We start from the raw sequence: 24,968 nt of genomic DNA on the forward strand, positions 1-24,968 counted from the left end.
CCGGGGGCCTTCGTCGTTCGGGCGTCAGCGGTTGAGCAGGGCCTGCGCCAGGATCCCGAGGATCTCGTTGGGGTCGTTGACGACGTACTTCTGGCCGCCCGTGGCGGTCGCGATCTCGTCGAGCTCACCGGTGTCGGACTCCTGCGAGAGCCCGATGATGATCACCTTGACCGGCTTGGCCGGGTCGCGCAGCGTCTTGAGCTGGTTGACCAGCGAGTCCAGCGACAGCGAGCTGGTGTCGTCGGAGGCGCCGTCGGTGAAGATCACGACCGAGTTGAACCAGGCCGGGTCCCACTTCTGCTGCGCGTACTTGTAGGCCGCCAGCGTGGTGTCCATGACGCCCGTGCCGCCGCGGACGCGGTCGACGAGCTGGGCCGCCTCCGCCCGTACGACGTCTCCGTGCGTGCCGCCGCTGCCGTCGGGCGCGTCGAGCCGGTCGAGGGTGGCGTACTCCTCCCACGAGGCGCCGTCCTGGCCGCGGTTCTTCGAGAAGCCCCAGATCCCGATGCGGGCCTGGGCCGGGAACGCGTCGAGCGCGAGCTCGGAGGCCTGCACGGCGAGCTTGATGCGAGTGGTGTCGCCGATGGCGGTCTTCATCGAGCCCGAGAGGTCGACGACGGCCAGGATGCTCGACGGCACCGACAGCACGCGCCACTGGCGGAGCGTCTCGTCGGTGGTCTTCTGCGCCACCGTCGGGAGCACCTTGGTATCGCCGAGCCCGATCTCGTTGGGCAGCGGCGCCCCGTCGGGGCCGCGCAGCTCGGCGGCCGCGATCGCCTCGACGCCGGCGCTGGAGGTGAACCAGCGGGTCAGCGCGCGACCCACGCGGGCCGACAGGTCGCCGCCCGTGGCGAGGATGTCGCCGCTGCCGCGGTTCACGTCGATGAGCGGGTAGCGCAGCATCGGCACGCCGGTCGTGGGCGCGACCAGGTTCAGCTGGTCGTTGCTGCGACGGGCCGCGAGGTAGGCGGCCTCGGTCGCGGGGACCAGCTGGGTGCTGGACGCGGAGATCGTCGACAGGTCGGTCTCGTTGGCGCTGCCGGCCACCGCGCGCTCGCCGTACGTCTGCGCGACGGGGACCGTCTTCTCCTCGATCGACTCCGGGGTCTCGCCGGTCTGCTTCATCTCGGCGTAGGGCGCGAGCAGGGCGAGGGCGGAGGCGCCCTCGGCGCTGGGGTCGGCCATCGCCAGGTTGCCGCCGTCGAGGACGGAGGCCCACGACTGGGGCGCCTTGGCCGCGGGACCGCCGATGAGGCCGACCGGGGTCTGGGCGAGGACCTGGGCGATCGGGGTGCCGGTCCATCCGGCCGCGGTCAGCTGGCCCTTCCACGTCGGGCTGTCGGGGATCCAGATCTCGGGCAGCTTCGCGTTGGGGTCGGCGAGCGAGGCGACGACGTCCTTCACGGTGCCCGAGGTGACCACGATGTCGATGCACGGCTCGTCGGCGTTGACGTCCTCGACGGCCTGTTGGACGAGGTCCTCCATCACCGGCGCAGTGGTCAGGGTGACCTTCTCGGAGACGCAGTCGGCCTGGGCCGGCGTCTCGTCACCACCGAGGAAGGTGAAGGCGGCGACGAGCCCGAGCGCGACGACGAGGACCAGCCCCGCGACGAGCGGGACGTTTCGCTTGCGAGGCGCTGGCTGCCCGGTTCCGGGCACGGCGGAGTCGTCCAGACTCATGAATTCCTCCCACAAGGAAATTCGATCAGGGGTCCGGGCGAGACTAGTGTCCAGGCGTTACCGCCGTGGCCGAACGACGAAATGAGATGGAAACACGTGAGCGCTGCCCAGGTGGTCGTCCTGGCCGGTCCCAGCGGGGCCGGGAAGTCCCGGCTCGCTGAGCGGCTCGGCCTCCCCGTCCTCCGGCTCGACGACTTCTACAAGGACGGTGACGACCCGTCGCTCCCCCGCATCACCGTCGGCGCCAATGCCGGCCTGGTCGACTGGGACGACCCGGCCTCGTGGCACGAGGAGGACGCCCTCGCCGCGATCCGCGCGCTCTGCCTCACGGGCCGCTGCGACGTGCCGGTCTACGAGATCTCCCGGAACGGTCGCGTCGGCCACCGACCCGTCGACCTCGACGGCAGCTCCCTCTTCGTCGCGGAGGGCATCTTCGCCCCCGAGGTGGTGACCACCTGCCGCGAGGAGGGCCTGCTCGCGGCGGCCTACTGCATCACCCAGCACCCGCTCGTCACCTTCTGGCGCCGGCTCACCCGCGACCTGCGCGAGCACCGCAAGCCCCCGCTGGTGCTGGTTCGCCGCGGCCTGGCCCTGATGCGCGACCAGCAGCGGGTCGTCGGGCACGCCCTGCGGGCAGGCTGCCGCCGGGCCACCGGCGACCAGGCCTACGCCGAGCTGACGGCGTCGACGGTCCGGTGACCCGTCCGTGCGCCTGAGGCAGCCCGACCGCCGCTCCTGCGGTGCCGCCGCGCTCGTCATGGCGCGCCGCCTCGTGCACCCGCGCTACGCCGGGCTGGTCGGCGACCAGGCGACCTTCGCCCACGAGGTCGCGACCCTGCACCGCAGGGTGACCTCGCTCGCCGACACCGCGGGCGGGTGGCAGGTGCCGTGGCCACGCGCGCTCGGCACGCCGCCGTGGGCGGTGGCCCGCGAGCTGCGCATCCTCACCGGGACGCCGTACGACGTCCGCGCGGTGCGGCTGGGCAGGCGGGTCTGGCCGCACCTCGAGCACGTCGCCCCGGGCCGGCCGGCCGCGGTCTTCGTCGGCGACCGGCTCCTGCCGCGCCACGTCGTGCTGGTGACGGCCGTCGAGGACGGCCGAGCCCGCACCTACGAGCCGGCGTCGGGCACCACCCAGGAGGTCGTGCGCCCGCGGTGGGAGGCCGGCAACCTGCGCCTGGCCGGCTGGGACCGGCCGTGGCTCGTGGTCAGCCCTCGCTGATCACGCTTCGTCGATGAGCGCGGCGTAGCCCGGCTTCACGACCTCGTCGATGATCGCCAGCCGCTCGTCGAAGGGCAGGAACGCCGACTTCATCGCGTTGATGGTGAACCAGCGCAGGTCCTCCAGCGAGTAGTCGAACGCCTCGACCAGGCCGTGCATCTCCTCGGTCATCGACGTCCCGCTCATCAGCCGGTTGTCGGTGTTGACGGTGACCCGGAACCGCAGCTCGGTCAGCAGCCCGATCGGGTGCGCGGCGATCGACTCCGCGGCGCCGGTCTGGATGTTGGAGCGCGGGCACATCTCGAGCGGGATCCGCATGTCGCGGACGTAGGCGGCGAGCCGGCCGAGCTCCACCGACCCGTCGTCGTGGACCGTGACGTCGTCGATGATCCGCACGCCGTGGCCGAGGCGGTCCGCCCCGCACCACTGGATCGCCTCCCAGATCGACGGCAGCCCGAAGGCCTCGCCCGCGTGGATCGTGAAGTGCGAGTTCTCCCGCTGGAGGTACTCGAACGCGTCGAGGTGGCGGGTCGGCGGGAAGCCCGCCTCCGCGCCGGCGATGTCGAAGCCGGCCACGCCCCGGTCGCGCCACGCGACGGCCAGCTCGGCGATCTCCATCGACCGGGCCTGGTGCCGCATCGCGGTCAGCAGCTGCCGTACGACGATCCTGCCGCCGCTCGCGGCCACCCCGGCCTCGAAGCCCTCCTGCACCGCTGCGACCACCTCGTCGAGCGTCAGGCCGCCGGTGACGTGCTGCTCGGGCGCGTAGCGCACCTCGGCGTAGACGACTCCGTCCGCGGCGAGGTCCTCGACGCACTCGCGCGCGACCCGCGCGATGGCCGGACCGTTCTGCATGACCGCCACGGTGTGGTCGAAGGTCTCGAGGTAGCGCACGAGCGACCCGGAGTCGGCCGACTCGGTGAACCAGCGCTCCAGCGACTCCGCATCCGGGGCCGGGAGCTCGTGTCCGATCTCCGCGGCCAGCTCGACGATCGTCTGCGGGCGGAGACCGCCGTCCAGGTGGTCGTGGAGCAGCACCTTGGGGGCGCGGTGGACCTGGTCACGGGTGGGAGTGCTCACCGGCACATCCAAGCACTCCCCGCCCCTGGTCTATGTTCGGCCCCATGCGCACCTTCACCACCCTCGAGGACGTCGCCGCGGCCGCCGGTCAGGAGATCGGCACCAGCGAGTGGCTCGAGATCGACCAGGCCCGCATCGATGCGTTCGCCGAGGCGACGCTCGACCACCAGTGGATCCACGTGGACGTCGAGAAGGCGGCGGCCGGGCCCTTCGGCACCACCATCGCGCACGGCTTCCTGACCCTGAGCCTGCTCCCCCGCTTCGCCTCGCAGGTCTTCCAGCTCGAGACGCCCGGCGCGCGGCTCAACTACGGCCTCGAGAAGGTCCGCTTCCCCAACCCGGTACCCGTCGACAGCCGGCTGCGCTCGCACGTCCGCTTCGGCGAGGTGCGCGAGCTGCCGACCGGCCTGCAGCTCATCGTCGAGCACACCGTCGAGATCGAGGGCCACGACAAGCCCGCCTGCGTGGCCGAGCACGTGGTGCTGCTCCTGTCGTAGGGGTCTCCTAGCCGACCCGGTCGAGCACGATCTCCCCGGGCGAGTACGACGAGCCGTCCCCGATGTCGTACCCACCCTCGAGCGAGGCGAGGGCGCGCTCGAAGCGCTCCGGCTCGTCGGTGAGCAGGGTGAAGAGCGGCTCGCCCTCGGTGACCTCGTCGCCCGGTCGCGCGTGCCAGACGACGCCGGCCCCGGCCTGCACCGGGTCCTCCTTGCGCGCCCGGCCGGCACCGAGGCGCCAGGCCGCCATGCCGACGGCCATCGCGTCGAGCCGGGTCAGCGTGCCGCTGGCCGGTGCGGCGACGACGTGCGACTCCTTCGCCTCGGGCAGCGCCGCGTCGGGGTCGCCGCCCTGGGCGCGGATCATCCTCTTCCAGGCGTCCATCGCCGAGCCGTCGGCGAGCTTGTCCGCGGGATCGACGTCGTCGCGACCGGCGCCGGCGAGCATCTCGCGCGCCAGGGCCAGCGTGAGCTCGACCACGTCGGCCGGCCCACCGCCGGCGAGCACGTCGACCGACTCCTGCACCTCGATGGCGTTGCCGGCCGTGAGGCCGAGCGGGGTGGCCATGTCGGTGAGCAGCGCGACGGTGTGCACGCCGGCGTCGGTGCCGAGCGCGACCATCGTCTCGGCGAGCTCTCGCGCCGTCGCGAGGTCCTTCATGAAGGCACCGCTGCCGACCTTCACGTCCAGCACCAGCGCGCCGGTGCCCTCGGCGATCTTCTTGCTCATGATCGAGCTGGCGATCAGCGGGATCGCCTCGACGGTCCCGGTCACGTCCCGCAGGGCGTAGAGCTTCTTGTCGGCCGGCGCGAGGCCGTCGCCGGCGGCGCAGATGACCGCGCCGACGTCCTCGAGGATGCCGAACATCTCCTCGTTGCTGAGCGCGGCCCGCCAGCCGGGGACCGACTCGAGCTTGTCGAGCGTGCCACCCGTGTGGCCGAGGCCGCGACCGGAGAGCTGCGGCACCGCGACCCCGCAGGCCGCGACGAGCGGCGCGAGCGGGAGCGTGATCTTGTCGCCGACGCCGCCGGTCGAGTGCTTGTCCGCGGTCGGGCGCGAGAGCGTCGAGAAGTCCATCCGCTCACCGGAGGCGATCATCGCGGCGGTCCAGCGCGCGATCTCGCTGCGGTTCATCCCGTTGAGCAGGATCGCCATCGCCAGGGCCGACATCTGCTCGTCGGCGACCTCGCCGCGGGTGTAGGCGTCGATCACCCAGTCGATCTGGCTGTCGCTGAGCTCGTGCTTGTCGCGCTTGGCGAGGATCACCTCGACGGCGTCGTGGGCGGCCATCAGCTGGCTCCGTCCTGGTCGGTCCGGTCCATGGTGGTCTGGGCGGGGGTGGTGGAGGCGATGACCGCAAGGTCGTCGGGCCCGAAGGCGTCCGGGAGCACCTCGGACATCGGGCGGACGCCGGAGACGGTCCACAGCTCGAGGTCGCGCCCGCCGTGCTCGAACAGGAGCTGGCGGCAGCGGCCGCAGGGCATGATCACGTCGCCGTCGCCGTTCACGCACACGAAGTGGGTCAGCCGTCCGCCGCCGGTCGCGTGCAGCTGGGACACCAGCCCGCACTCGGCGCACAGGACGACGCCGTAGGCCGCGTTCTCGACGTTGCAGCCGACGATCGTGCGGCCGTCGTCGGTCAGGGCCGCGGCCCCCACGGGGTAGCGCGAGTAGGGCGCGTAGGCGCGGCCCATCACCTCGACGGCGGCCTGCTTGAGCTGGTCCCAGTCCTTCTGATCCACGGCGCAACTATGGCGCATGACGCGAACCGAGGGTCTTTGGCAGGTTTCGCCGAAAGATGTCCCGCAGGTTTTATGTCACAGACGTATTTCGGTGGTCTGTAACTGCGTGACCTGCGGGCAGCGGGGAGGCAATATGACGCCCGAACGCTGACCCCGACCCCCGGGGTGCACGAATTTGGAGGCATTGTGTTGAAGACGAGGAAGGTCGTCTCGAGCGGCCTCGTGGCGCTCCTGGCTGCCGCGACCCTGGCCGCGTGTGGTGACGCGCCCGAGGAAGACACCAACACCGGGAGCGACAACAGCTCGAGCTCGTCCTCGCCCGCCGTCGAGGACTACCTGCCCTGCATCGTCTCCGACGCGGGCGGCTTCGACGACAAGTCGTTCAACCAGCTCAGCTACGAGGGCGTCCAGCAGGCCGCCGACGAGCTCGGCACCGACTTCAAGTCGGTCGAGTCCAACAGCGAGAACGAGTACGCCCCGAACATCGAGAGCCTGGTCAGCCAGGGCTGCAACACCATCGTGACCGTCGGCTTCGCCCTCGCCGCGGCGACCAAGGAGGCCGCTGCGGCCAACCCCGACATCGAGTTCGTCCTGATCGACGACTCCGCCGACGGCGGCGACGACGGCGCGACCTTCGACGGCAAGGCCGACGAGGACAACATCAAGCCCCTCCTCTACAACACCGCCCAGGCCGCGTTCCTGGCCGGCTACGCGGCTGCTGACTACAGCAAGACGGGCGTCGTGGGCACCTACGGCGGCATGCCGTTCCCGACCGTCACCATCTTCATGGACGGCTTCAAGCAGGGCGCGGAGTACTACGCCAAGGAGAAGAAGAAGGACATCAAGGTCGTCGGCTGGGACGGCAAGGACGGCTCCTTCACCGGTGGCTTCGAGGCCAACGAGGCGGCGACCAACACCGCCAAGCAGCTCATCGACCAGGACGCCGACGTGATCCTGCCCGTCGGTGGCCCGATCTACCAGGGCGCCGTCACGGCCATCGAGGACTCCGGCAAGGACGTGGTCATGCTCGGCGCCGACGCCGACGTGTTCGAGACCGACCCGAGCACCCAGGACGTCATCTTCACCTCGGTCCTCAAGAACATGAAGGTCTCGACCTACGAGGCGATCATGTCCGCGGGCGCGGGCGACATCGACTACACGCCCTACGTCGGCACGCTCGAGAACGACGGCGTGGGCATCGCCCCGTTCCACAACTTCGAGGACAAGGTCAGCCCCGACCTGCAGGGCGAGCTCGACACGATCAAGGCCGGCATCATCGACGGCTCGATCAAGGTGAACTCCTACCTGGGCTGATCCACCCCGAGTAGTAGCCAGCCAGCACCACTGCTCCACCGCGAGGGAGGCCGACGGTCCGTCGGCCTCCCTCTGCTTGTGCCACACGACCCGACCCAGGTTTGGCACATCTGACCCCAGACCCGGGGCGCTCCAGCGGCTAGCCTTCCCCGCGGCCAGCACGCCCGTTCCGACCCCTAGGATGCGATGCCATGAGACTCGTCCTGCGAGGCATCACCAAGCGCTTCGGCAGCGTGGTGGCCAACGACTCGATCTCCCTCACCGTCGAGCCGGGCGAGATCCACTGCCTGCTCGGCGAGAACGGCGCCGGCAAGTCGACGCTGATGAACGTGCTCTACGGGCTCTACAAGGCCGACGAGGGCGAGATCGAGCTCGATGGCGTCGTCCAGCACTTCTCCGGCCCGGGCGACGCGATGGCCGCCGGCATCGGCATGGTCCACCAGCACTTCATGCTCATCCCCGTCTTCACGGTCGCCGAGAACGTCATGCTCGGCAACGAGTCGACCGGTTTCGCCGGCTCGCTCGACGTCCAGGCCGCCCGCGCGCGCGTCACGGAGATCTCCGACCGCTTCGGCTTCCACGTGAAGCCCGACGCGGTCGTCGAGGACCTTCCGGTGGGCGTGCAGCAACGGGTCGAGATCATCAAGGCCCTCTCCCGCGACGCCGAGCTTCTCGTCTTCGACGAGCCCACGGCGGTGCTCACCCCGCAGGAGACCGACGAGCTGATGGACATCATGCGGCAGCTCCGCGAGGCGGGGAAGGCCATCGTCTTCATCACCCACAAGCTCCGCGAGGTCCGCGAGGTCGCCGACCGCATCACCGTCGTGCGCCACGGCAGGATCGTCGGCGAGGCCGACCCCAAGGCCAGCAACGCCGAGCTCGCCTCGATGATGGTGGGGCGCCCGGTCGAGCTGGTCGTGCACAAGGAGGAGCCCACGCTCGGCGCCGACGCCCTCGTGGTCAAGGACCTCCGCGTCGTCGACGCGGCCGGCGTGACCCAGGTCGACGGCATCAGCTTCACGATCCGCGCGGGCGAGGTGCTCGCCGTCGCGGGCGTGCAGGGCAACGGCCAGACCGAGCTCACCGAGGCCCTCCTGGGCCTGCAGGACGACGTCAGCGGCTCGATCGTCCTCGACGGCGTCGAGCTCGTCGGGAGGTCGACCCGGCGGATCCTCGACTCCGGTGTCGGCTTCATCCCCGAGGACCGACAGGTCGACGGCCTGGTGCCCAACTTCACCATCGCCGAGAACCTGATGCTCAACCGCAGCTTCAAGTCGCCGTTCGTGCGGAACGGGAGCCTGCGCATCGGCGCCCTGCGCGAGTTCGCGCAGAAGAAGCTGCAGGAGTACGACGTCCGCGCCCGCGACATCGACTCGCTGGCCGGCAACCTGTCCGGCGGCAACCAGCAGAAGGTCGTGGTGGCGCGCGAGCTCTCGCGCGACCTGCGCCTGCTCGTCGCCGCACAGCCGACCCGCGGCGTGGACGTGGGCTCCATCGAGTTCATCCACAAGCAGATCGTCGCGACCCGCGACAGCGGCATCCCGGTGCTCGTGGTGTCGACCGAGCTCGACGAGGTGGTCGCGCTCGCCGACCGCATCATGGTGCTCTACCGGGGCCAGGTCGTCGGCATCGTGCCGGCGGACACCCCGCGCGAGACCCTCGGGCTCATGATGACCGGCGAACGCCCTGACGACGTGAAGGACGTGGTCGCGTGAGCGACGCAGACAAGCCCCGGCCCGACGAGAAGCCGGTTGACGCAGGCGACACCGTCACCGAGGAGCGCCCGCAGGACGCGGAGACGACGGACGACTCGAGGTCGCGGTCGCTGCTGAGGGAGATCGCGTCGGGCAACGCCCTCGCCGGTGTGCTCGCCGTCGTGCTCGCGGTCCTCGTGGGCTCGGTGATGATCGCCGCGACCGACGAGACCGTGCGCGAGACGGCCGGCTACGTCACCGCACGCCCGTCCGACTTCTTCAACGCCGTGTGGGAGGCCGTCTCCGGCGCCTACAACGCGATGTTCCGCGGCGCGATCTTCAACAACCTCGTCGACGACCCGGCCAGGCAGTGGCGTCCCCTCACCGAGACGCTGAAGTACGCCGGGCCGCTGATCCTGGGTGGCCTCGGCGTCGGCATCGCCTTCCGTGCCGCGATGTTCAACATCGGTGGTCGCGGCCAGATGATCATCGGCGGAGGCGCTGCCGCGTGGGTCGGGTTCCGCTTCGAGGGCCTCCCGACGATCATCCACCTGCCGCTCGCGATCGTCGTCGGCATGGTGTTCGGCGCCCTGTGGGGTGGCATCGCCGGCCTGCTCAAGGCTCGCACCGGCGCCCACGAGGTGATCGTGACGATCATGCTCAACTACGTCGGCTACTACCTCGTGTTCTGGGCGCTGACCAAGGACTGGCTGCTCGCGACCCCCGGCTCGGTCAACCCCAAGTCGCCGCCGATGCAGGAGTCCGCGATCCTGCCCCGGGTGCTGGGCGACCAGTTCAACCTCCACCTCGGCTTCGTGCTGGCGCTCGTCGCCGTGGGCGTCGTGTGGTGGGTGATCAACCGCTCGACCCTCGGCTACCGGATCCGGGCAGTCGGCGAGAACCCGCACGCGGCCCGCGCCTCGGGCATCAACGTCGGCTGGATCTACACCGTGGTGATGCTCATCGCCGGCGCGCTGCTCGGCCTCGCAGGCGTCAACCAGGTGCTCGGCACGGTGACCAGCGGCGTCTCCACCGACATCGACGCCGGTATCGGCTTCGACGCGATCACGGTGGCCCTCCTGGGCCGCTCCCGCCCCCTCGGCATCCTCGCGGCGGGGCTCCTGTTCGGCGCCTTCAAGGCCGGCGGGTTCACGATGCAGGCGCAAGAAAACATCTCGGTCGACCTGGTCCTGGTGGTCCAGTCGCTGATCGTCCTCTTCCTCGCCGCGCCGCCGCTGGTGCGAGCGATCTTCCGGCTCCCCGCCCAGGAGGCCAAGTGAGCACCGCGACCGACCAGCCCACCCCCGAGAGCGGCGGCCTGGCCCCCGACACCGTGGTGGTGCCCACCAAGCGATCGGGCTCGCGCAAGCTGCCGATCATCCTCGGCGTCCTGGCCGTCGGCCTGGCGATCGTGCTGCTGACCGCGGGTCGGTCCGGCGACACGACCTTCCGCCTGGCGACCGACACCGACTTCGCCGGCCTGCCCGACATCGTCGTACCGTCCGCCGCGACCGCCTGGCTGATGATCGTGGTGTGCCTGGCCCTGACGGCCGAGGCCGTGCGGCGGATGCTGGCGCACGTGGCCCAGCCGATGTGGATCCCCGTCGGGTTCGCCGCGGCGTGGATGGTCGGGTTCCTGAGCTGGGCGGCCGCCGACGGCCGGATCCTCGTGGTCAGCCTGCTCGGCGGTGCCATCGCACTGGCCGTCCCGCTGGTCTTCGGCGCACTCGGAGGCGTCCTGGGCGAGCGGGCGGGCGTGGTCAACATCGCCATCGACGGCCAGCTCCTCCTCGGCGCCTTCGCGGCCGCGATCACCGCCTCGCTGACGGGATCGCCGTGGGCCGGCCTCGTGGCGGCCGGCCTGGCCGGAGCGCTGGTCGCACTGGTCCTGGGGCTCTTCGCCATCACCTACTTCGTCGACCAGGTGATCGTGGGCGTCGTGCTCAACGTGCTGGTGGTCGGACTGACCAACTTCATGTTCCGCCAGGTGCTCACGCCCAACGCCGCGTCGCTCAACTCCCCCGACCGCTTCCCGCGCGTGCCGATCCCGGTCCTGGGCGAGATCCCGCTGGTGGGCCCGATCTTCTTCCGCCAGACGGCGGTGGTCTACGTGCTCTACGTCATCGTCGCGCTGGTCGCGTGGGCGCTCTACCGCACGCGGTGGGGCCTGCGGGTCCGCGCGGTCGGCGAGCACCCCAAGGCCGCCGACACGGTCGGCATCAAGGTCAACCGCACCCGCTACCGCACGATCCTGCTCGCCGGCGCGATCGCCGGCCTCGGCGGCGCCTACTTCAGCCTCGTGTCCGTCGCCGGGTTCAACCGGGAGATGACCGGCGGCGCCGGCTACATCGCCCTGGCCGCGGTCATCTTCGGCAAGTGGGACCCGATCCGCGCCACCCTGGCCGCGCTGCTCTTCGGGTTCGCCTCCAACCTCCAGGGCGTGCTGTCGGTCCTCGGCTCACCCGTGCCGAGCCAGTTCATGCTCATGCTCCCCTACGTCATCACGATCTTCGCCGTGGCAGGACTCGTCGGCCGCTCGCGGCCGCCCGCGGCGGACGGGGTTCCCTACAAGCAGCAGTAGCGGCTCAGCGCAGCTGCTTCCAGGTCCCCTCGGAGACCACCTCGACGCGCCCGCCGGCGACGACGATCGCGGAGTCGTCGTCGAGGGCGTACGACGGCAGGCCCAGGTCGGCGGCCCACCGCTCGGCCTCGGCCATCGTGTTCTCCGGCATCATCGGGTGGCCGACGTGCGGGAAGATCGAGAAGTCGACGACCCCGAGCGTGCGGTCGTCGGGAGCGCCCGACCACGCGACGAAGTCGGGTCCGATCCGCGGTGTCATCACCATGCTCCCCGCGCTCAGGCCGACCCAGACCCCGTCGAGGGACGGCAGGAGGTCGGCGAGCCCTGACTCGCGCATCCAGTGAGCGAGGTACGTGGCGTCGCCACCGTCGACGAGCAGCACGTCGGCCTCGCGCACCCACGGCTCCCACCGCTCGCGTCCGATCGTCGACAGGGCGCTGAGCTCGAGCAGGCCGACGGACGCCCAGGCCAGGCCGGTCATGTCGTCCGGACCGCCGGCGACGAAGCGACGCGCCCCCAGCGGACCGCACATCGGGTGCCCCCACTGGGCGGTGGGCACGCACAGGGCGTGCGAGTCGCGGACCGGCTTGCCCAGCAGGTCGACCATGGCCGACTCGATGCTGGGGTTGGTGATGCCTCCGGAGGTGAGCAGGAGCTTCACGGGTTCCTCCACTGCTGTCGGGTCGCCGGGGACCCGGTCATGATGTCATCTCGGTGACGGACGAGAGGGTCGGCATTCGACAGCCCCGCCCGACCGGTCGTGCTCTACTGGCCTCGTGCCTGGAGACCACTCGGAGGAACCCGACATCGCGCTCGTCGAGGCTCGCGAGCGCTACACCTCGCTCTTCACCCACCACCCCCACGCGTCGTACTCCGTCGACCGCCGTGGCTACTACACCGACGCCAACGAGCGCGCCCTCGAGATGACCGGCCTGGACCTCGAGCAGATGCGCCGGACGCACTTCTCCGAGGTCATCCACCCCGAGGACGTGCACCTCCTGCAGGACGCGTTCGCGCGCGCCCTCGCGGGCGAGCCGCAGGTGGTCGACGCCCGGGTGCTGCGCGCGGACGGCGAGGTGGTCGACATCCGCTGCACGGCGATCCCCGTCGTGGTGGACGGCGAGGTGGTCGGGGTGCACGGGATCACCGAGGACACGACCGAGGCGCAGCGGGTGCTGCGCGAGCTCCGCGAGGCCAACGCCGCCAAGAACCGGTTCCTGGCCACGGTGAGCCACGAGGTGCGCACGCCCCTCGCCGCGCTCATCGGGTCCGCGGACCTGCTGATGGAGACCGACCTCGGAGCCGAGCCCGAGCACTACGCCCGGATCGTGCACCGCTCCGCCGAGCGCCTGATGCGGCTCGCGCAGGACCTCCTGACCTTCTCCGAGCTCGAGGCGCACCGCACCGTGCTCGCCCGGCGACGTGTCGACGTGCGCGAGCTCGTCGAGGACGTCGTCGCGTGGGCGGAGCCGCTCGCGGAGGCCCGGGACCTCGAGCTCACCGTCACGCTCGACGACGCGGTGCCGTCGTCGGCCCTCGGCGACGGCCCGAGGATCGCCCAGGTGCTGCGGACCCTGGTGCACAACGCGGTCAAGTTCACCGAGCACGGGCGCATCGACGTGCGCGCGTCGTCCAGGGCGGGCGCCGAGGGCGGCGTGTGGGTGGACGTCGAGGTCGCGGACACCGGTATCGGGATCGCCGACGACCACCTCCCCCGCCTGTTCGAGCCCTTCACCCAGGCCGACCCGCACGCCGCCGGCGACCGTCAGGGCAACGGCCTCGGCCTCGCCATCGCCGGCGAGCTCGCGGAGCTCATGCGGGGACGGCTCGGCGTCGTCTCGGCCCCCGGCCGAGGCAGCACCTTCACGTTCGGCGTCCCGCTGGGCACGGTCCCGGAGGACGGGTCAGCCGGCTGACAGGGCGGTGACCGCCGCCTCGGCCAGCACCCGCGCCGCGATCGGCGTGGCGGCCTCGTCGATGCGCAGGTTGCCCTGGTGCAGGTCGTACGTCGGCCCGCCGGGCGTGCGCGTGCCGAGGCGCGCCATCGCACCGGGGACGGAGTCGAGGTACCAGCCGAAGTCCTCGCCGCCGAGGCTCTGCGTCGTGGACACGTGGCCGTGCGGGCCGAGCACCCGCTCGAGGGCGGTGCCGAGCAGCTCGGTCGAGACCGCGTGGTTGACCACCGGGGGCACGCCGCGCTGGTAGGTCACCTCGGCGGTGACGCTGTAGGGGGCGACGATGGCGGTGATCAGCTGCCGGATGAGGTGCTCCGCGTCCGCCCACGCGACCGCGTCGAGCATCCGGACCGTGCCGGCCGCGACCCCGCCGTGCGGGATCACGTTGGGAGCGGACCCGGCGCGCACCATCCCCCAGACCACGCTGACCCCGGCCCGCGGGTCGAGGCGACGGCTGAGGATGGCCGGGAGCTCGGTGATCACCTTGCCGAGCGCGAAGGTGAGGTCCTCGGTCAGGTGCGGGCGTGAGGTGTGGCCGCCCTTGCCGATGAGCCGCACGGTCAGGGAGTCGGCGGCACCCGTCAGAGGACCCTCCCGGAGACCGAGCCGGCCCACGTCGAGGCTGGGGTCGCAGTGCAGGCCGAAGACGTGCGAGACACCCTCGAGCGCCCCGCTCGAGATCAGGTGGAGCGCACCGCCCGGCATGACCTCCTCGGCCGGCTGGAACAGCAGCCGCACCCGGCCCGGCAGCAGGCCACGGGTGGCGACCTCGGCGAGCGCGAGACCGGCCCCGACGAGCCCGGACGTGTGGACGTCGTGGCCGCAGGCGTGCGCGACGCCGGGCACCGTGCTCTTCCACGGGTCCGAGATCAGGTCGTCGATGGGCAGCGCGTCGAGGTCGGCGCGCAGCGCCACCAGCGGGCCGTCGTGCCCGATCTCGGCCAGCACTCCCCCGCCGTCGGGGCGCGTGATCGACCATCCGGCGGGCTCGAGCGCGCTCACCACCGCGTCGCTCGTGCGGCGCTCGGCCCAGCTCAGCTCGGGGTGGGCGTGCAGGTCGCGTCGCAAAGCAACGAGGTCGTCGGTGTGCTTGTCGACGACCTCGGTGATGACGGCTGTGGTGTGGGTTGATGACGGCATGACCGACCCAGTCTAGGCGCTGCTCAACCGGCGTCACCGTCGTACGCCGCAAGCAGCCGGTCCGCGGCCAGGGGTGCGGGCAGCTCGCCCGCGAGCACGGCGCGTCGTACGTCGTCGCGCACCGCGGCCACGCCAGGCGAGGTCCGCAGCCGCTGGGCGAGCTCGTCGCGCACGAGCGCCCAGGTGAACTCGAGCTGCTGCCCCGCCCGCTTGTGCGCGAGCCCGTCGGCACCGAGGTGCTCGCGGTGCTGCCCGACGCGCGACCAGACGTCGTCGATCCCGGTCCCGGTCAGCGCCGAGCAGGTGACGACGGGCGGTGCCCACTCCGCGTGGCCGCGGACCAGGCGCAGCGCCCCGGCGAGCTCGCGGGCGGCCACGCGCGCCTCCCCCTCGCGGTCGTCCCCTCCATGGCTGTCGGCCTTGTTGACCGCCACGACGTCGGCGATCTCGAGGATGCCCTTCTTGATGCCCTGCAGCTGGTCGCCGGTGCGGGCCAGGGTGAGGAACAGGAAGGTGTCGACCATCCCCGCGACCGTCACCTCGGACTGCCCGACGCCCACCGTCTCGACCAGCACGACGTCGTGGCCGGCCGCCTCGAGCACGAGCATCGCCTGGGTGGTGGCCCGGGCGACGCCGCCCAGGGTCCCCGCGGAGGGTGAGGGCCGGATGAAGGCGCGGGGGTCGACCGACAGCGACGCCATCCGGGTCTTGTCGCCGAGCACCGACCCGCCGGTGCGCACCGACGAGGGGTCCACCGCCAGCACGCCGACGCGGTGGCCGGCGGCGGTGAGGCGGGTGCCCAGGGCCTCGATGAAGGTGGACTTCCCGACCCCCGGCACGCCCGAGATGCCGACCCGCGTGGCGGGCGGCAGGTCCGAGTCCGCCAGCTCGGTCAGCAGGTCGCGTGCCGCGGCCCGGTGCTCGGCCCGTGACGACTCGACGAGGGTGATCGCCCGGGCCACCGCCGCGCGCCGGCCCTCCCTGATGCCCTGCACCAGGGCGGGGACGTCAGGCTTCGAGGCTCGCTGCGCTCGCACCTCAGCCACCGACCGCGTGGTCCTCCCGCAGCCGGTCCAGCAGGTCGAGCGCGGACTCGGCGATCACCGTTCCCGGCAGGAAGACCGCGGCTGCGCCCATCTCCTTCAGCACGGGGACGTCGTCGGGCGGGATGACCCCACCGATCACGACCATGATGTCCGGGCGGCCCTGGTCGGCGAGCGCCTGCTTGAGGGCGGGCAGGAGCGTGAGGTGACCGGCCGCGAGCGAGGAGACCCCGACGATGTGCACGTCGGCGTCGATCGCCTGCTGGGCGACCTCCTCGGGCGTCGAGAACAGCGGCCCGACGTCGACGTCGAAGCCGAGGTCGGCGAAGGCGGTGACCACGACCTTCTGGCCGCGGTCGTGGCCGTCCTGGCCCATCTTGGCGACGAGGATGCGGGGACGACGTCCCTCCTCCGCCTCGAACTCCCCGGTCGCGGCGAGCACGGCCGCGACGGCCGACCCCTCGGCGGCGGGCCCGGACCTGGTGGCCTCGTCGCGGTACACGCCGCTGATCGTACGGATGACGGCCTGGTGGCGGCCGTAGACCTTCTCCAGCGCGTCGGAGATCTCGCCCACCGTCGCCTTGGCGCGCGCCGCGTCGACGGCGAGCGCGAGCAGGTTGCCGTCGAGGGAGCCGCCGCCCACCGGGCCGCGCTCGGCCGACGCGGTCAGCGCGTCCAGCGCACGGCGTACGTCGTCGTCGTCGCGCTCGGCACGCAGGCGCTCGAGCTTGGCGACCTGCTGGCGGTAGACGTCGTCGTTGTCGACGCGGAGCACGTCGAGCCTGTCCTCGGCGGCGAGCCGGTAGGTGTTGACGCCGATCACCTTCTGGGCCCCGGAGTCGATCCGCGCCTGGGTGCGGGCGGCGGCCTCCTCGATGCGCATCTTGGGGATGCCCTCCTCGATCGCTGCGGCCATGCCACCGGCGCGCTCGGCCTCCTGGATGTGCGCCCAGGCGCGCTCGGCGAGGTCGTGGGTGAGCTTCTCGACGTAGTAGGAGCCCGCCCACGGGTCGATGATCTGCGTCGTGCCGCTCTCCTGCTGCAGCAGCAGCTGGGTGTTGCGGGCGATGCGGGCCGAGAAGTCGGTCGGCAGCGCGATCGCCTCGTCGAGGGCGTTGGTGTGCAGCGACTGCGTGTGGCCCTGGGTGGCCGCCATCGCCTCGATGCAGGTGCGGCCGACGTTGTTGAAGACGTCCTGCGCGGTCAGCGACCAGCCCGAGGTCTGGCTGTGCGTGCGGAGCGAGCGCGACTTCGGGTTCTGCGGGTCGAAGTCGTCCACCAGCCGCGCCCACAGCGCGCGGGCCGCGCGCATCTTGGCGACCTCCATGAAGAAGTTCATCCCGATCGCCCAGAAGAAGCTGAGCCGCGGCGCGAACTGGTCGATGGTCATGCCGGTCCCGAGGCCCGCGCGGATGTACTCGACGCCGTCGGCGAGCGTGTACGCCAGCTCCAGGTCGGCCGTCGCGCCGGCCTCCTGGATGTGGTAGCCCGAGATCGAGATGGAGTTGAAGCGCGGCATCCTCTGCGAGGTGTAGGCGAAGATGTCGCTGATGATGCGCATGCTCGGTGCCGGTGGGTAGATGTAGGTGTTGCGGACCATGAACTCCTTGAGGATGTCGTTCTGGATGGTCCCCGCGAGCTGCTCCGGCGCGACCCCCTGCTCCTCGGCAGCCGCGATGTAGAGCGCGAGCACCGGCAGCACGGCGCCGTTCATCGTCATCGACACCGACATCTCGTCGAGCGGGATGCCGTCGAAGAGGGTCCGGGTGTCGTAGATCGAGTCGATCGCCACGCCCGCCATGCCGACGTCGCCGCGCACGCGCGGGTGGTCGGAGTCGTAGCCGCGGTGGGTGGCGAGGTCGAAGGCGACGCTCAGTCCCTTCTGGCCGGCGGCGAGGTTGCGACGGTAGAACGCGTTGGACTCCTCGGCCGTCGAGAAGCCGGCGTACTGCCGGATCGTCCACGGCTGCGTCGTGTACATCGTCGGGTAGGGCCCGCGCAGGAACGGCGCGATCCCGGGCCAGGTGTCGAGCCCGTCGAGGCCCTCGAGGTGCTCGGGACCGTAGACCGGGAGGACGTCGATCCCCTCCGGGCTCGCCCACGCCTCCTTGCTCTCGCTGGTCGAGGAGGGACGAAGTCCCGTCACGAGACCCGACCCGAGCTCGACCTCCGCGAAGTTCTCCGGGATGCTCATCGGTCCAGCTCCTCTCGCACGCGCCCCAGGAACGCGAGCGCATCGACCCCCATCGCGGCCCAGTCATCAACCGTGTCGTCGCCACCTTCTCCCAGGGTGACGGTCCGCTCCCCCGGCTTGCCCGCCAGGACGACGTACGACGCCCCTGCCGCGCGCAGCGCCGTGACGAGCTCGGCGCCCCACTCGGCGTAGGCCGCGTCGGTGCCGGCCAGGCAGACGACCCGCTGGCCGGCGTAGGCGTCGACCACGGCTTCCACCGAGTCGGTCGCGCCGGCGGCCTCGACCGCGACGCCACCGGCGGCGAGGAGGTTGGTGGCGAACGTGGCGCGCGCGGTGTGGGCGGCCACCGTGCCCATCGTGGCCAGGAAGACCGGCTGGTCCGCGGGCTGCGCGCGCATGTCGTCGAAGGCCCAGCCGTAGTGGTGGGAGTACCGGTGCGGCTTGCGCGGCCGCTCGGGCAGCGACTCGTCCAGGTGCGGAAACTCCGAGACGCCGGTCAACGGCCGCGACCGGTCGGCGACCTGTCCGTCACGAACGGCGGCGACCTCCTTGACGCGCGCCTTCACGGCGAGCCGCGCGGCGTCCGCCAGCGAACCGCCGTCGGCCTCGATGCGGCCGAGCTCGGCCCACCCGGCGATCGCGAGGTCGTCGGTCAGCTTCTCGACGGCGTAGGACCCGCCCGCGGGGTCGGTGACGGAGGCGACGTGCGACTCCTCGATCAGGAGCGACGAGGTGTTGCGCGCGATCCGGCGCCCGAACGCGTCGGGCAGCCCGAGGGGCTCGTCGAACGGGACCACGGTGACCGCGTCCGCTCCCCCGACACCTGCGGCGAACGCCGCCACCGTGCCGCGCAGCATGTTGACCCAGGGGTCGCGGCGGCTGGTCATCGGGCGACTGGTGACGGCGTGGAGCGCCATCTCGCCGGTGCCGCCGGATGCCTCCAGAACCCGCGCCCACAGCCGACGGGCCGCTCGCATCTTTGCGATAGTGGGGAACTGCTCGTCGGTCGCGGCGAGGCGGAACTCGATGAGCCGTGCCGACTGGTCGACGGTGAAGCCCTCGTCGGCCAGGAGCCGGAGGTACGACGCGCCGGTGGCGATCGCCCAGCCCAGCTCCTGCGCGTCGCTCGCGCCCTGGTCGTGCAGGGCAGTCCCGTCCACCAGCAGGGCGCGCACCCCGAGCTGGAAGCCGCGGCGCACGACCGGGCCGAACAGCTCGCGGGCCGACACCTCGTCGTCGCGGACCCGGTAGGACAGCATCTCGAGGGTCTGGAGGTCGAAGGACAGGTTCGTGCCCGGGTGGAGCGCCCCCTCGACGCCCTCGAGGAATTCGGCGAACCCCTCGACCTGCTCGGTCGAGGCCCGGTCCAGCACCACGGGCGCGAGGTCGAGCAGGACACCGTCCAGCACCGCGTTCCAGTCGGGGGAGTCGTGGCCGTCGAGGTGCAGCGCCAGCGACGTCGCGCCGTTCTCGAGGTCCTGGAGGGCCGCCTCGTTGGCCTGCTTCTCGTCGACGACCTCGAGCTGCGTACGCACGTCCCAGGCGCCGGTGCGCTGCGGACGGCCACTCGTGACGAGGCCGTCGAGGTCGGCGGGCTGGCCGATCGGCGCGACCTCGATGCCGTCCAGGGTGGTGCGAGTGAGGGCGGACCAGACGTCGGAGTCGGGAGCGTCCTTACCGAGGCGGCGCGCCTTGCGCAGCACGGCCGCGGTCGCCGCCTCCCAGGCCGCGACGTCGTACGTGTCGCGCTCGCCGACCAGCCGCAGCGATCCCTCGGCCGGCTGCAGGTCCGTGGGCTCGTCCAGGCCGCCGTCGACAGGGCCGGCATCGCGGTCGGTCATGTCCGCACAATAGGACGGTCGTCACGGAGGGCGACACCCTGACGACTGTGCGATGGGTCACCGTTTGGGGGTACCGATCCCCGTCTCGGCCACTACGCTCCCGCCATGTCACTCCAGGGGGAGGGTTGGTACGCCGACCCGCAGGACGGGCGCAGGCTCAGGTGGTGGGACGGCGAGCGGTGGACCGAGCACACCCACGCGCGGGAGGCCGCCGGCTCCGGCCGCTCCCACCCCCGCCTGGGCACGGGGTGGCGCGCGCTGGCCGTCGTCGTGCAGCTCGCGCTGCTCGGCTGCGTCGCGACGTCGGCCTTCGTCCTCTACACCGACCTGGCGATCCTCGACTTCGTCGAGGAGCTGGCCCTGCGTCCCGACGGCGTCGACGTCGAGGACGGCGTCCGCATCGACCGGCTGATGGCGCTCTCGCTCGTCGATGTCGGGGCCACGCTGCTCACCGGTGTCCTGTTCATCTCCTGGCACTACCAGCTGCACAACAGCTCGCGGATGGACCGCTCGGCGATGCGCCACGGCACCGGCTGGACCATCGGCGGGTGGCTGGTGCCCGTCCTCAGCCTCTGGCGCCCGTTCCAGATGGTGACCGACGTCCGCCGCGGGCTCACCGGCGACGGGGCCGCGCGGCCGTGGCGGCTCCAGGGCTGGTGGTGGGGCTGCTTCGCGACGTCGCTGGCGATCGGCCAGGTCGCGTCGTACTTCTACAACCGCACCAACGCGATCCCCGAGGACGACTTCCCCGGATACGTCGACCTCATCGGCACTGCCGCGGCGTGGGAGCGCTGGTCGGCCGGGCTGTCGATGGTGGCCGCGATGCTCGCGATCGTGCTCGTCCGGCGGATGACGCGGCAGGCGGTCGCCGAGCCGGCAGCCGCCTGAGCCGGTCGGCTGCCTCAGGGGTGCCGGAAGTCGATGACCAGGCGGCGGGGCGACTCGAGCCGGATGACGCGGTGGTCGGCGCGTCGACGCAGCGCCACGACGAGGCTGAACACGCCCTCGGAGTCGCCACCGACGGCGAGGGCCTTCACGCAGGGGAACCCGGGACGGGCCAGCCGTGGCCCCTCGTACACCTCACCACCGTCGTCACGGTGGCCGGCGGCGAAGAGGTTGATCCACATCCCTGACCGACCCCGGATCGGAATCGGCTCGCCGCTGCCTTCGTAGCGAAATGTGCGGGAGTAGCGTGTGTTGTAGTCCGGGATCGGGCCGGTGAGGTCGATGACGACGCGGTCGAAGCCGTCGTGGACGGCGAAGCGCACGTCGCGCACCAGGGTGCGGCGACCGCCCTGGTCGAACGACGCCGAGGTGCCGTGGTCGAGCCAGTCAGGGCTCGCGCTCGCCGGGGCGCCCGGGACCAGGGTCGCGAGCAGCGCGACGACGACGGCCAGGACCTTCGCGCCCATCACGAGCTCCTCACACCTCGGTGCGGCCGTTGGCGTCCTTGTTGCGGATCCCAATCTTGTTGCCGAGCCACACGAGCGGGTCGTACTTCTTGTCCACCACGCGCTCCTTCATCGGGATGATCGCGTTGTCGGTGATGTGGATGCCCTCGGGGCAGACCTCGGTGCAGCACTTGGTGATGTTGCAGAGGCCGAGGCCGGCGGCACCCTGGGCCAGCTCGCGCCGGTCGTGGGTGTCGAGCGGGTGCATGTCGAGCTCGGCGTAGCGAAGGAAGAAGCGCGGACCGGCGAAGGCCTCCTTGTTGTCCTCGTGGTCGCGCACGACGTGGCACACGTCCTGGCACAGGAAGCACTCGATGCACTTGCGGAACTCCTGGCCCCGCTCCACGTCGATCTGGGCCATCCGTCGCTTGCCGTCGGCGTCCCGCGGGCCGAGCTGCACGCCCGGCAGCTGTCGCGCCTTCCGGTAGTTGAAGGACACGTCCGTGACCAGGTCGCGGATCACCGGGAACGTCCGCATCGGCGTGACGGTGATCGTCTCGGTCGGCTCGAAGTCGGACAGCCGGGTCATGCAGAGCAGCCGCGGGCGCCCGTTGATCTCGGCGCTGCACGAGCCGCACTTGCCGGCCTTGCAGTTCCACCGGATCGCGAGGTCGCCGGTCTGGGTCGCCTGGAGGCGGTGGAGCGCGTCGAGGACGACCTCGCCCTCCGACACCTCGACGGTGTAGTCCGCGAGCTCGCCGCCGCTCTCGTCGCCGCGCCACACGCGCATCTTCAGGTCGTATCCCATGTCAGGCCCCCTCGAAGTACTTCTTGAGCTCGGCTGGCATCTCCGGCAACGGCTGCTCCTGGAGCGTGACGCCGGTGCCGTGCTCGTCGAGGCGTACGACGAGGTTCCTGGTGCCCCACTCGGGGCTGGTCTTCGGGAAGTCGTCGCGCGTGTGACCGCCGCGCGACTCCTGCCGCGCGAGCGCCGCCTTCGCGATCGACTCCGACACCAGGAGCATGTTGCGCAGGTCGAGGGCGAGGTGCCAGCCGGGGTTGTACTGCCGGTGGCCCTCGACGGTCATCCCCTTCGCGCGCTCCTTCAGCTCCTCGATGCGCACGAGTGCGTCCTCGAGCTCGCTCGCCGTGCGGATGATGCCGACGAGGTCGTTCATCGCCTGCTGGAGCTCCTGCTGGATCGTGTAGGGGTTGTCGCCCCCCTCCGCCTGGAAGGGCGCCAGCGCCGACCACCCGCCGGCCCGCACGGACTCCTCGGAGACCGCGGGCCGCTGCGCCAGCCCGGCGACGTACGCCGCTGCGGACTCACCGGCGCGGCGGCCGAAGACCAGCAGGTCCGAGAGGCTGTTGCCGCCGAGCCGGTTGGACCCGTGCATGCCGCCCGAGCACTCACCGACGGCGTAGAGCCCGGTGACCGAGCTCAGCTCGGTGTCGGGGTCGACCTCGATCCCGCCCATCACGTAGTGGCAGGTCGGGCCGATCTCCATCGGCTCCTGGGTGATGTCGACGTCGGCCAGCTCCTTGAACTGGTGGTACATCGAGGGCAGCCGCTTGCGGATGAAGTCGGCGTCGCGGCGCGAGGCGATGTCGAGGTAGATGCCGCCGTGCGGTGAGCCGCGGCCGGCCTTGATCTCGGAGTTGATCGCGCGGGCGACCTCGTCCCTCGGCAGCAGCTCCGGCGGCCTCCGGTTGTTCTTCTTGTCCTCGTACCAGGCGTCGGCCTCCTCGACCGTGTCGGCCGTCTCCGCCTTGAAGAACTCGGGGATGTAGTCGAACATGAACCGCTCGCCCTCGGAGTTCTTCAGGACGCCGCCATCGCCGCGCACCGACTCCGTCACCAGCAGCCCCTTCACCGAGGGGGGCCAGACCATCCCCGTCGGGTGGAACTGCACGAACTCCATGTTGATGAGCGAGGCCCCGGCGCGCAGCGCCAGCGCGTGGCCGTCCCCGGTGTACTCCCAGGAGTTGGAGGTCACCTTGAACGACTTGCCGATGCCCCCGGTCGCGAGGATCACGGCCGGCGACTCGATCGTCACGAAGCGGCCGGTCTCGCGCCAGTAGCCGAAGACGCCCGCGATGACGTCGGCACCGTCGGCGCCCGGGGACTGCAGCAGCTCGGTGACCGTGCACTCCATGAAGACGTCGATGCCGATCTGCACCGCCCGCTGCTGGAGCGTGCGGATCATCTCCAGGCCGGTGCGGTCGCCGACGTGGGCGAGGCGCGCGTACTTGTGGCCGCCGAAGTCGCGCTGGCTGATCAGCCCGTCCTCGGTGCGGTCGAAGAGGGCGCCCCAGTCCTCGAGCTCCATGACGCGCTCGGGAGCCTCCTGGGCGTGGAGCTGGGCCATCCGCCAGTGGTTGAGCATCTTGCCGCCGCGCATGGTGTCGCGGAAGTGGACCTCCCAGTTGTCCTCCGGCCACCGGTTGCCCATCGCGGCGGCGATCCCGCCCTCGGCCATCACCGTGTGCGCCTTGCCCAGCAGCGACTTGCAGACGATCGCGGTGCTGGCGCCCGCCTCGTGCGCGGCGATCGCAGCGCGGAGGCCCGCACCGCCGGCGCCGACCACCACGACGTCGTACTGGTGCCGCTCGATGCCGCCCTCGGCGTAGTAGGACATCTCGTTGCCCGTCATCGGGTGACGGCTGCTCTCGCTCATCTAGAAGAACCTCACGTCCTGGATCGTGCCGGTGGCGAGCAGGAACACGTACAGGTCGACGATCGCGACCGAGAACAGCGAGTACCACGCCCACCGGCCGTGGCTGCCGTTGAGCCGCGAGACCCAGGTCCACAGCCGGTAGCGGACCGGGTGCTTCGAGAAGTGCCGCAGCCGGCCACCGACGATGTGGCGGCAGGAGTGGCACGAGAGCGTGTAGAGCCAGATGAGCACGACGTTGGCGATCATCAGCAGGGTGCCGAGGCCCATGTGGATCCCGCTGGTCTCCCCGTCGCCGACGGCGTACTCCGCCGGCATGGGCCGGAAGGCGAGCAGCACGTCGTAGGTCAGCACCAGCCCGACGAGAACGGCGGCGTACCAGAACCAGCGGTGGACGTTCTGCAGGATGAGCGGGAACCGCGTCTCGCCGGAGTACGACGCGTGCGGCTCGGCCACCGCGCACGCCGGCGGGCTGAGCCAGAACGCCCGGTAGTAGGACTTGCGGTAGTAGTAGCAGGTCATCCGGAAGCCAAGCGGGAAGATCAGGATGATCAGCGCCGCGGACAGCGGCCACCACCCGAACGGCTGGCCGAAGTCGGACGCACCCTCGACGCAGTCGCCCAGGCAGGGCGAGTAGAACGGCGAGAGGTAGGGCGAGGCGTAGTAGTCGCGGCCCATGAACGCGCGGCTGGTCGCGTAGACGACGAAGGCCGAGAAGACCACGAAGGTGGCCAGTGGCTGGAGCCACCACCGGTCCTCGCGGAGGGTGCGCGCGTCGATGCGTGCCCGGCCCGGACTGGTGACCCCGTGATCCGTCGTAGCCATGCCTGACTATGACCTGTGTCACACGCGAGCGGAAGGCAACGCGCCAACGAAAACGTCACACGCCCTCGGCGCGTCGCGCTCGCGGAGCGCGCG

Annotated in this window: 22 protein-coding genes; 9 read left to right on the forward strand and 13 right to left on the reverse strand. The window is 71.3% G+C overall.

Annotated features, from left to right (window positions below; all coding sequences use genetic code 11):
• Positions 1-24: 24 nt before the first annotated feature.
• Entirely contained in the window at positions 25-1,680 is a 1,656-nt protein-coding gene (locus tag L2K70_RS14220; RefSeq protein WP_236402837.1) for a substrate-binding domain-containing protein, read from the reverse strand.
• 96 nt (positions 1,681-1,776) lie between these two features.
• Between L2K70_RS14220 and L2K70_RS14225 the strand changes: the two genes are divergently transcribed.
• Complete coding sequence (locus tag L2K70_RS14225) at positions 1,777-2,379, forward strand: ATP-binding protein (protein WP_236402838.1); 603 nt, start codon at positions 1,777-1,779, stop codon at positions 2,377-2,379.
• Between the two features lie 7 nt (positions 2,380-2,386).
• Positions 2,387-2,902: a hypothetical protein gene (locus tag L2K70_RS14230; RefSeq protein ID WP_236402839.1), complete on the forward strand. Its 516-nt coding sequence runs from the start codon at positions 2,387-2,389 to the stop codon at positions 2,900-2,902.
• Here the strand turns inward: L2K70_RS14230 and L2K70_RS14235 are convergent, their stop codons facing one another.
• Entirely contained in the window at positions 2,903-3,988 is a 1,086-nt protein-coding gene (locus L2K70_RS14235) for an adenosine deaminase (protein WP_443689311.1), read from the reverse strand.
• A 38-nt stretch (positions 3,989-4,026) separates the two neighbouring features.
• Here L2K70_RS14235 and L2K70_RS14240 point away from each other — a divergent pair, with 38 nt between their 5' ends.
• Positions 4,027-4,479 carry a MaoC family dehydratase gene (locus tag L2K70_RS14240; protein WP_236402841.1) on the forward strand — a complete coding sequence of 151 codons (453 nt, stop codon included), beginning with the start codon at positions 4,027-4,029 and terminating at the stop codon, positions 4,477-4,479.
• Positions 4,480-4,486: 7 nt separating this feature from the next.
• Here the strand turns inward: L2K70_RS14240 and L2K70_RS14245 are convergent, their stop codons facing one another.
• Complete coding sequence (locus L2K70_RS14245; RefSeq protein ID WP_236402842.1) at positions 4,487-5,770, reverse strand: thymidine phosphorylase; 1,284 nt, start codon at positions 5,768-5,770, stop codon at positions 4,487-4,489.
• Positions 5,770-6,240 (reverse strand): cytidine deaminase, encoded by a 471-nt coding sequence (locus tag L2K70_RS14250; RefSeq protein ID WP_236402843.1) that lies wholly within the window; start codon positions 6,238-6,240, stop codon positions 5,770-5,772. Before L2K70_RS14250 ends, L2K70_RS14245 begins: the two co-directional genes overlap by 1 nt.
• Before the next feature lie 168 nt (positions 6,241-6,408).
• Between L2K70_RS14250 and L2K70_RS14255 the strand changes: the two genes are divergently transcribed.
• The 4 genes from L2K70_RS14255 to L2K70_RS14270 all read left to right on the forward strand — a co-directional run bounded on the left by L2K70_RS14255 (position 6,409) and on the right by L2K70_RS14270 (position 11,811).
• Complete coding sequence (locus L2K70_RS14255; RefSeq protein WP_236402844.1) at positions 6,409-7,536, forward strand: BMP family lipoprotein; 1,128 nt, start codon at positions 6,409-6,411, stop codon at positions 7,534-7,536.
• A gap of 191 nt (positions 7,537-7,727) precedes the next feature.
• The gene (locus tag L2K70_RS14260; protein WP_236402845.1) at positions 7,728-9,251 is read left to right on the forward strand and encodes an ABC transporter ATP-binding protein; all 1,524 of its coding nucleotides are present in this window, start codon (positions 7,728-7,730) and stop codon (positions 9,249-9,251) included.
• Positions 9,248-10,510 carry an ABC transporter permease gene (locus L2K70_RS14265; RefSeq protein ID WP_236402846.1) on the forward strand — a complete coding sequence of 421 codons (1,263 nt, stop codon included), beginning with the start codon at positions 9,248-9,250 and terminating at the stop codon, positions 10,508-10,510. The genes L2K70_RS14260 and L2K70_RS14265 overlap by 4 nt, the downstream gene beginning before the upstream one ends.
• Positions 10,507-11,811 (forward strand): ABC transporter permease, encoded by a 1,305-nt coding sequence (locus L2K70_RS14270; protein WP_236402847.1) that lies wholly within the window; start codon positions 10,507-10,509, stop codon positions 11,809-11,811. Before L2K70_RS14265 ends, L2K70_RS14270 begins: the two co-directional genes overlap by 4 nt.
• Positions 11,812-11,815: 4 nt before the next feature.
• Here L2K70_RS14270 and L2K70_RS14275 read toward each other — a convergent pair whose 3' ends face one another.
• Positions 11,816-12,472, reverse strand: coding sequence for a Type 1 glutamine amidotransferase-like domain-containing protein (locus L2K70_RS14275; RefSeq protein WP_236402848.1), 657 nt, complete (start codon positions 12,470-12,472; stop codon positions 11,816-11,818).
• 115 nt (positions 12,473-12,587) lie between these two features.
• Between L2K70_RS14275 and L2K70_RS21730 the strand changes: the two genes are divergently transcribed.
• Entirely contained in the window at positions 12,588-13,727 is a 1,140-nt protein-coding gene (locus L2K70_RS21730; RefSeq protein WP_236402849.1) for a sensor histidine kinase, read from the forward strand.
• Here the strand turns inward: L2K70_RS21730 and L2K70_RS14285 are convergent.
• The 4 genes from L2K70_RS14285 to L2K70_RS14300 are packed head-to-tail and all read right to left on the reverse strand — an operon-like array spanning position 13,716 to position 19,984.
• Positions 13,716-14,906 (reverse strand): amidohydrolase, encoded by a 1,191-nt coding sequence (locus L2K70_RS14285; RefSeq protein ID WP_236402850.1) that lies wholly within the window; start codon positions 14,904-14,906, stop codon positions 13,716-13,718. The genes L2K70_RS21730 and L2K70_RS14285 overlap by 12 nt on opposite strands.
• A 23-nt stretch (positions 14,907-14,929) precedes the next feature.
• Positions 14,930-15,952 carry a methylmalonyl Co-A mutase-associated GTPase MeaB gene (gene meaB / locus L2K70_RS14290; protein ID WP_236402851.1) on the reverse strand — a complete coding sequence of 341 codons (1,023 nt, stop codon included), beginning with the start codon at positions 15,950-15,952 and terminating at the stop codon, positions 14,930-14,932.
• The gene (scpA, locus tag L2K70_RS14295) at positions 15,945-18,143 is read right to left on the reverse strand and encodes a methylmalonyl-CoA mutase (RefSeq protein WP_236402852.1); all 2,199 of its coding nucleotides are present in this window, start codon (positions 18,141-18,143) and stop codon (positions 15,945-15,947) included. Before scpA ends, meaB begins: the two co-directional genes overlap by 8 nt.
• Entirely contained in the window at positions 18,140-19,984 is a 1,845-nt protein-coding gene (locus L2K70_RS14300; RefSeq protein WP_236402853.1) for a methylmalonyl-CoA mutase family protein, read from the reverse strand. The genes scpA and L2K70_RS14300 overlap by 4 nt, the downstream gene beginning before the upstream one ends.
• Before the next feature lie 105 nt (positions 19,985-20,089).
• Between L2K70_RS14300 and L2K70_RS14305 the strand changes: the two genes are divergently transcribed.
• Positions 20,090-20,872 (forward strand): DUF4328 domain-containing protein, encoded by a 783-nt coding sequence (locus L2K70_RS14305; protein WP_236402854.1) that lies wholly within the window; start codon positions 20,090-20,092, stop codon positions 20,870-20,872.
• 14 nt (positions 20,873-20,886) lie between these two features.
• Here L2K70_RS14305 and L2K70_RS14310 read toward each other — a convergent pair whose 3' ends face one another.
• The 4 genes from L2K70_RS14310 to sdhC are packed head-to-tail and all read right to left on the reverse strand — an operon-like array spanning position 20,887 to position 24,875.
• Entirely contained in the window at positions 20,887-21,396 is a 510-nt protein-coding gene (locus L2K70_RS14310) for an AMIN-like domain-containing (lipo)protein (protein ID WP_236402855.1), read from the reverse strand.
• A 10-nt stretch (positions 21,397-21,406) separates the two neighbouring features.
• Positions 21,407-22,183, reverse strand: coding sequence for a succinate dehydrogenase/fumarate reductase iron-sulfur subunit (locus L2K70_RS14315; protein ID WP_236402856.1), 777 nt, complete (start codon positions 22,181-22,183; stop codon positions 21,407-21,409).
• A gap of 1 nt (position 22,184) precedes the next feature.
• A complete protein-coding gene (locus tag L2K70_RS14320; RefSeq protein WP_236402857.1) occupies positions 22,185-24,053 on the reverse strand; it encodes a fumarate reductase/succinate dehydrogenase flavoprotein subunit in 1,869 nt (622 codons plus the stop codon).
• Entirely contained in the window at positions 24,054-24,875 is an 822-nt protein-coding gene (gene sdhC, locus L2K70_RS14325; protein ID WP_236402858.1) for a succinate dehydrogenase subunit SdhC, read from the reverse strand. It abuts the gene before it with no gap.
• Between the last annotated feature and the right edge of the window lie 93 nt (positions 24,876-24,968).

It is taken from the genome of Nocardioides potassii (genome assembly GCF_021648885.1).
In the GTDB taxonomy this organism is placed as follows: Bacteria; Actinomycetota; Actinomycetes; order Propionibacteriales; family Nocardioidaceae; genus Nocardioides; species Nocardioides potassii.

Bases quoted from the DNA above. Each gene is read 5' to 3' on its own strand.
- L2K70_RS14285 (WP_236402850.1), bottom strand. From the start codon at position 14,906: ATGCCGTCATCAACCCACACCACAGCCGTCATCACCGAGGTCGTCGAC.
- L2K70_RS14310 (WP_236402855.1), bottom strand. From the start codon at position 21,396: ATGGGCGCGAAGGTCCTGGCCGTCGTCGTCGCGCTGCTCGCGACCCTG.
- L2K70_RS14220 (WP_236402837.1), bottom strand. From the start codon at position 1,680: ATGAGTCTGGACGACTCCGCCGTGCCCGGAACCGGGCAGCCAGCGCCT.
- scpA (WP_236402852.1), bottom strand. From the start codon at position 18,143: ATGAGCATCCCGGAGAACTTCGCGGAGGTCGAGCTCGGGTCGGGTCTC.
- L2K70_RS14260 (WP_236402845.1), top strand. From the start codon at position 7,728: ATGAGACTCGTCCTGCGAGGCATCACCAAGCGCTTCGGCAGCGTGGTG.
- L2K70_RS14315 (WP_236402856.1), bottom strand. From the start codon at position 22,183: ATGGGATACGACCTGAAGATGCGCGTGTGGCGCGGCGACGAGAGCGGC.
- sdhC (WP_236402858.1), bottom strand. From the start codon at position 24,875: ATGGCTACGACGGATCACGGGGTCACCAGTCCGGGCCGGGCACGCATC.
- L2K70_RS14250 (WP_236402843.1), bottom strand. From the start codon at position 6,240: ATGCGCCATAGTTGCGCCGTGGATCAGAAGGACTGGGACCAGCTCAAG.
- L2K70_RS14300 (WP_236402853.1), bottom strand. From the start codon at position 19,984: ATGACCGACCGCGATGCCGGCCCTGTCGACGGCGGCCTGGACGAGCCC.
- L2K70_RS14245 (WP_236402842.1), bottom strand. From the start codon at position 5,770: ATGGCCGCCCACGACGCCGTCGAGGTGATCCTCGCCAAGCGCGACAAG.
- L2K70_RS14320 (WP_236402857.1), bottom strand. From the start codon at position 24,053: ATGAGCGAGAGCAGCCGTCACCCGATGACGGGCAACGAGATGTCCTAC.
- L2K70_RS14305 (WP_236402854.1), top strand. From the start codon at position 20,090: ATGTCACTCCAGGGGGAGGGTTGGTACGCCGACCCGCAGGACGGGCGC.
- L2K70_RS14240 (WP_236402841.1), top strand. From the start codon at position 4,027: ATGCGCACCTTCACCACCCTCGAGGACGTCGCCGCGGCCGCCGGTCAG.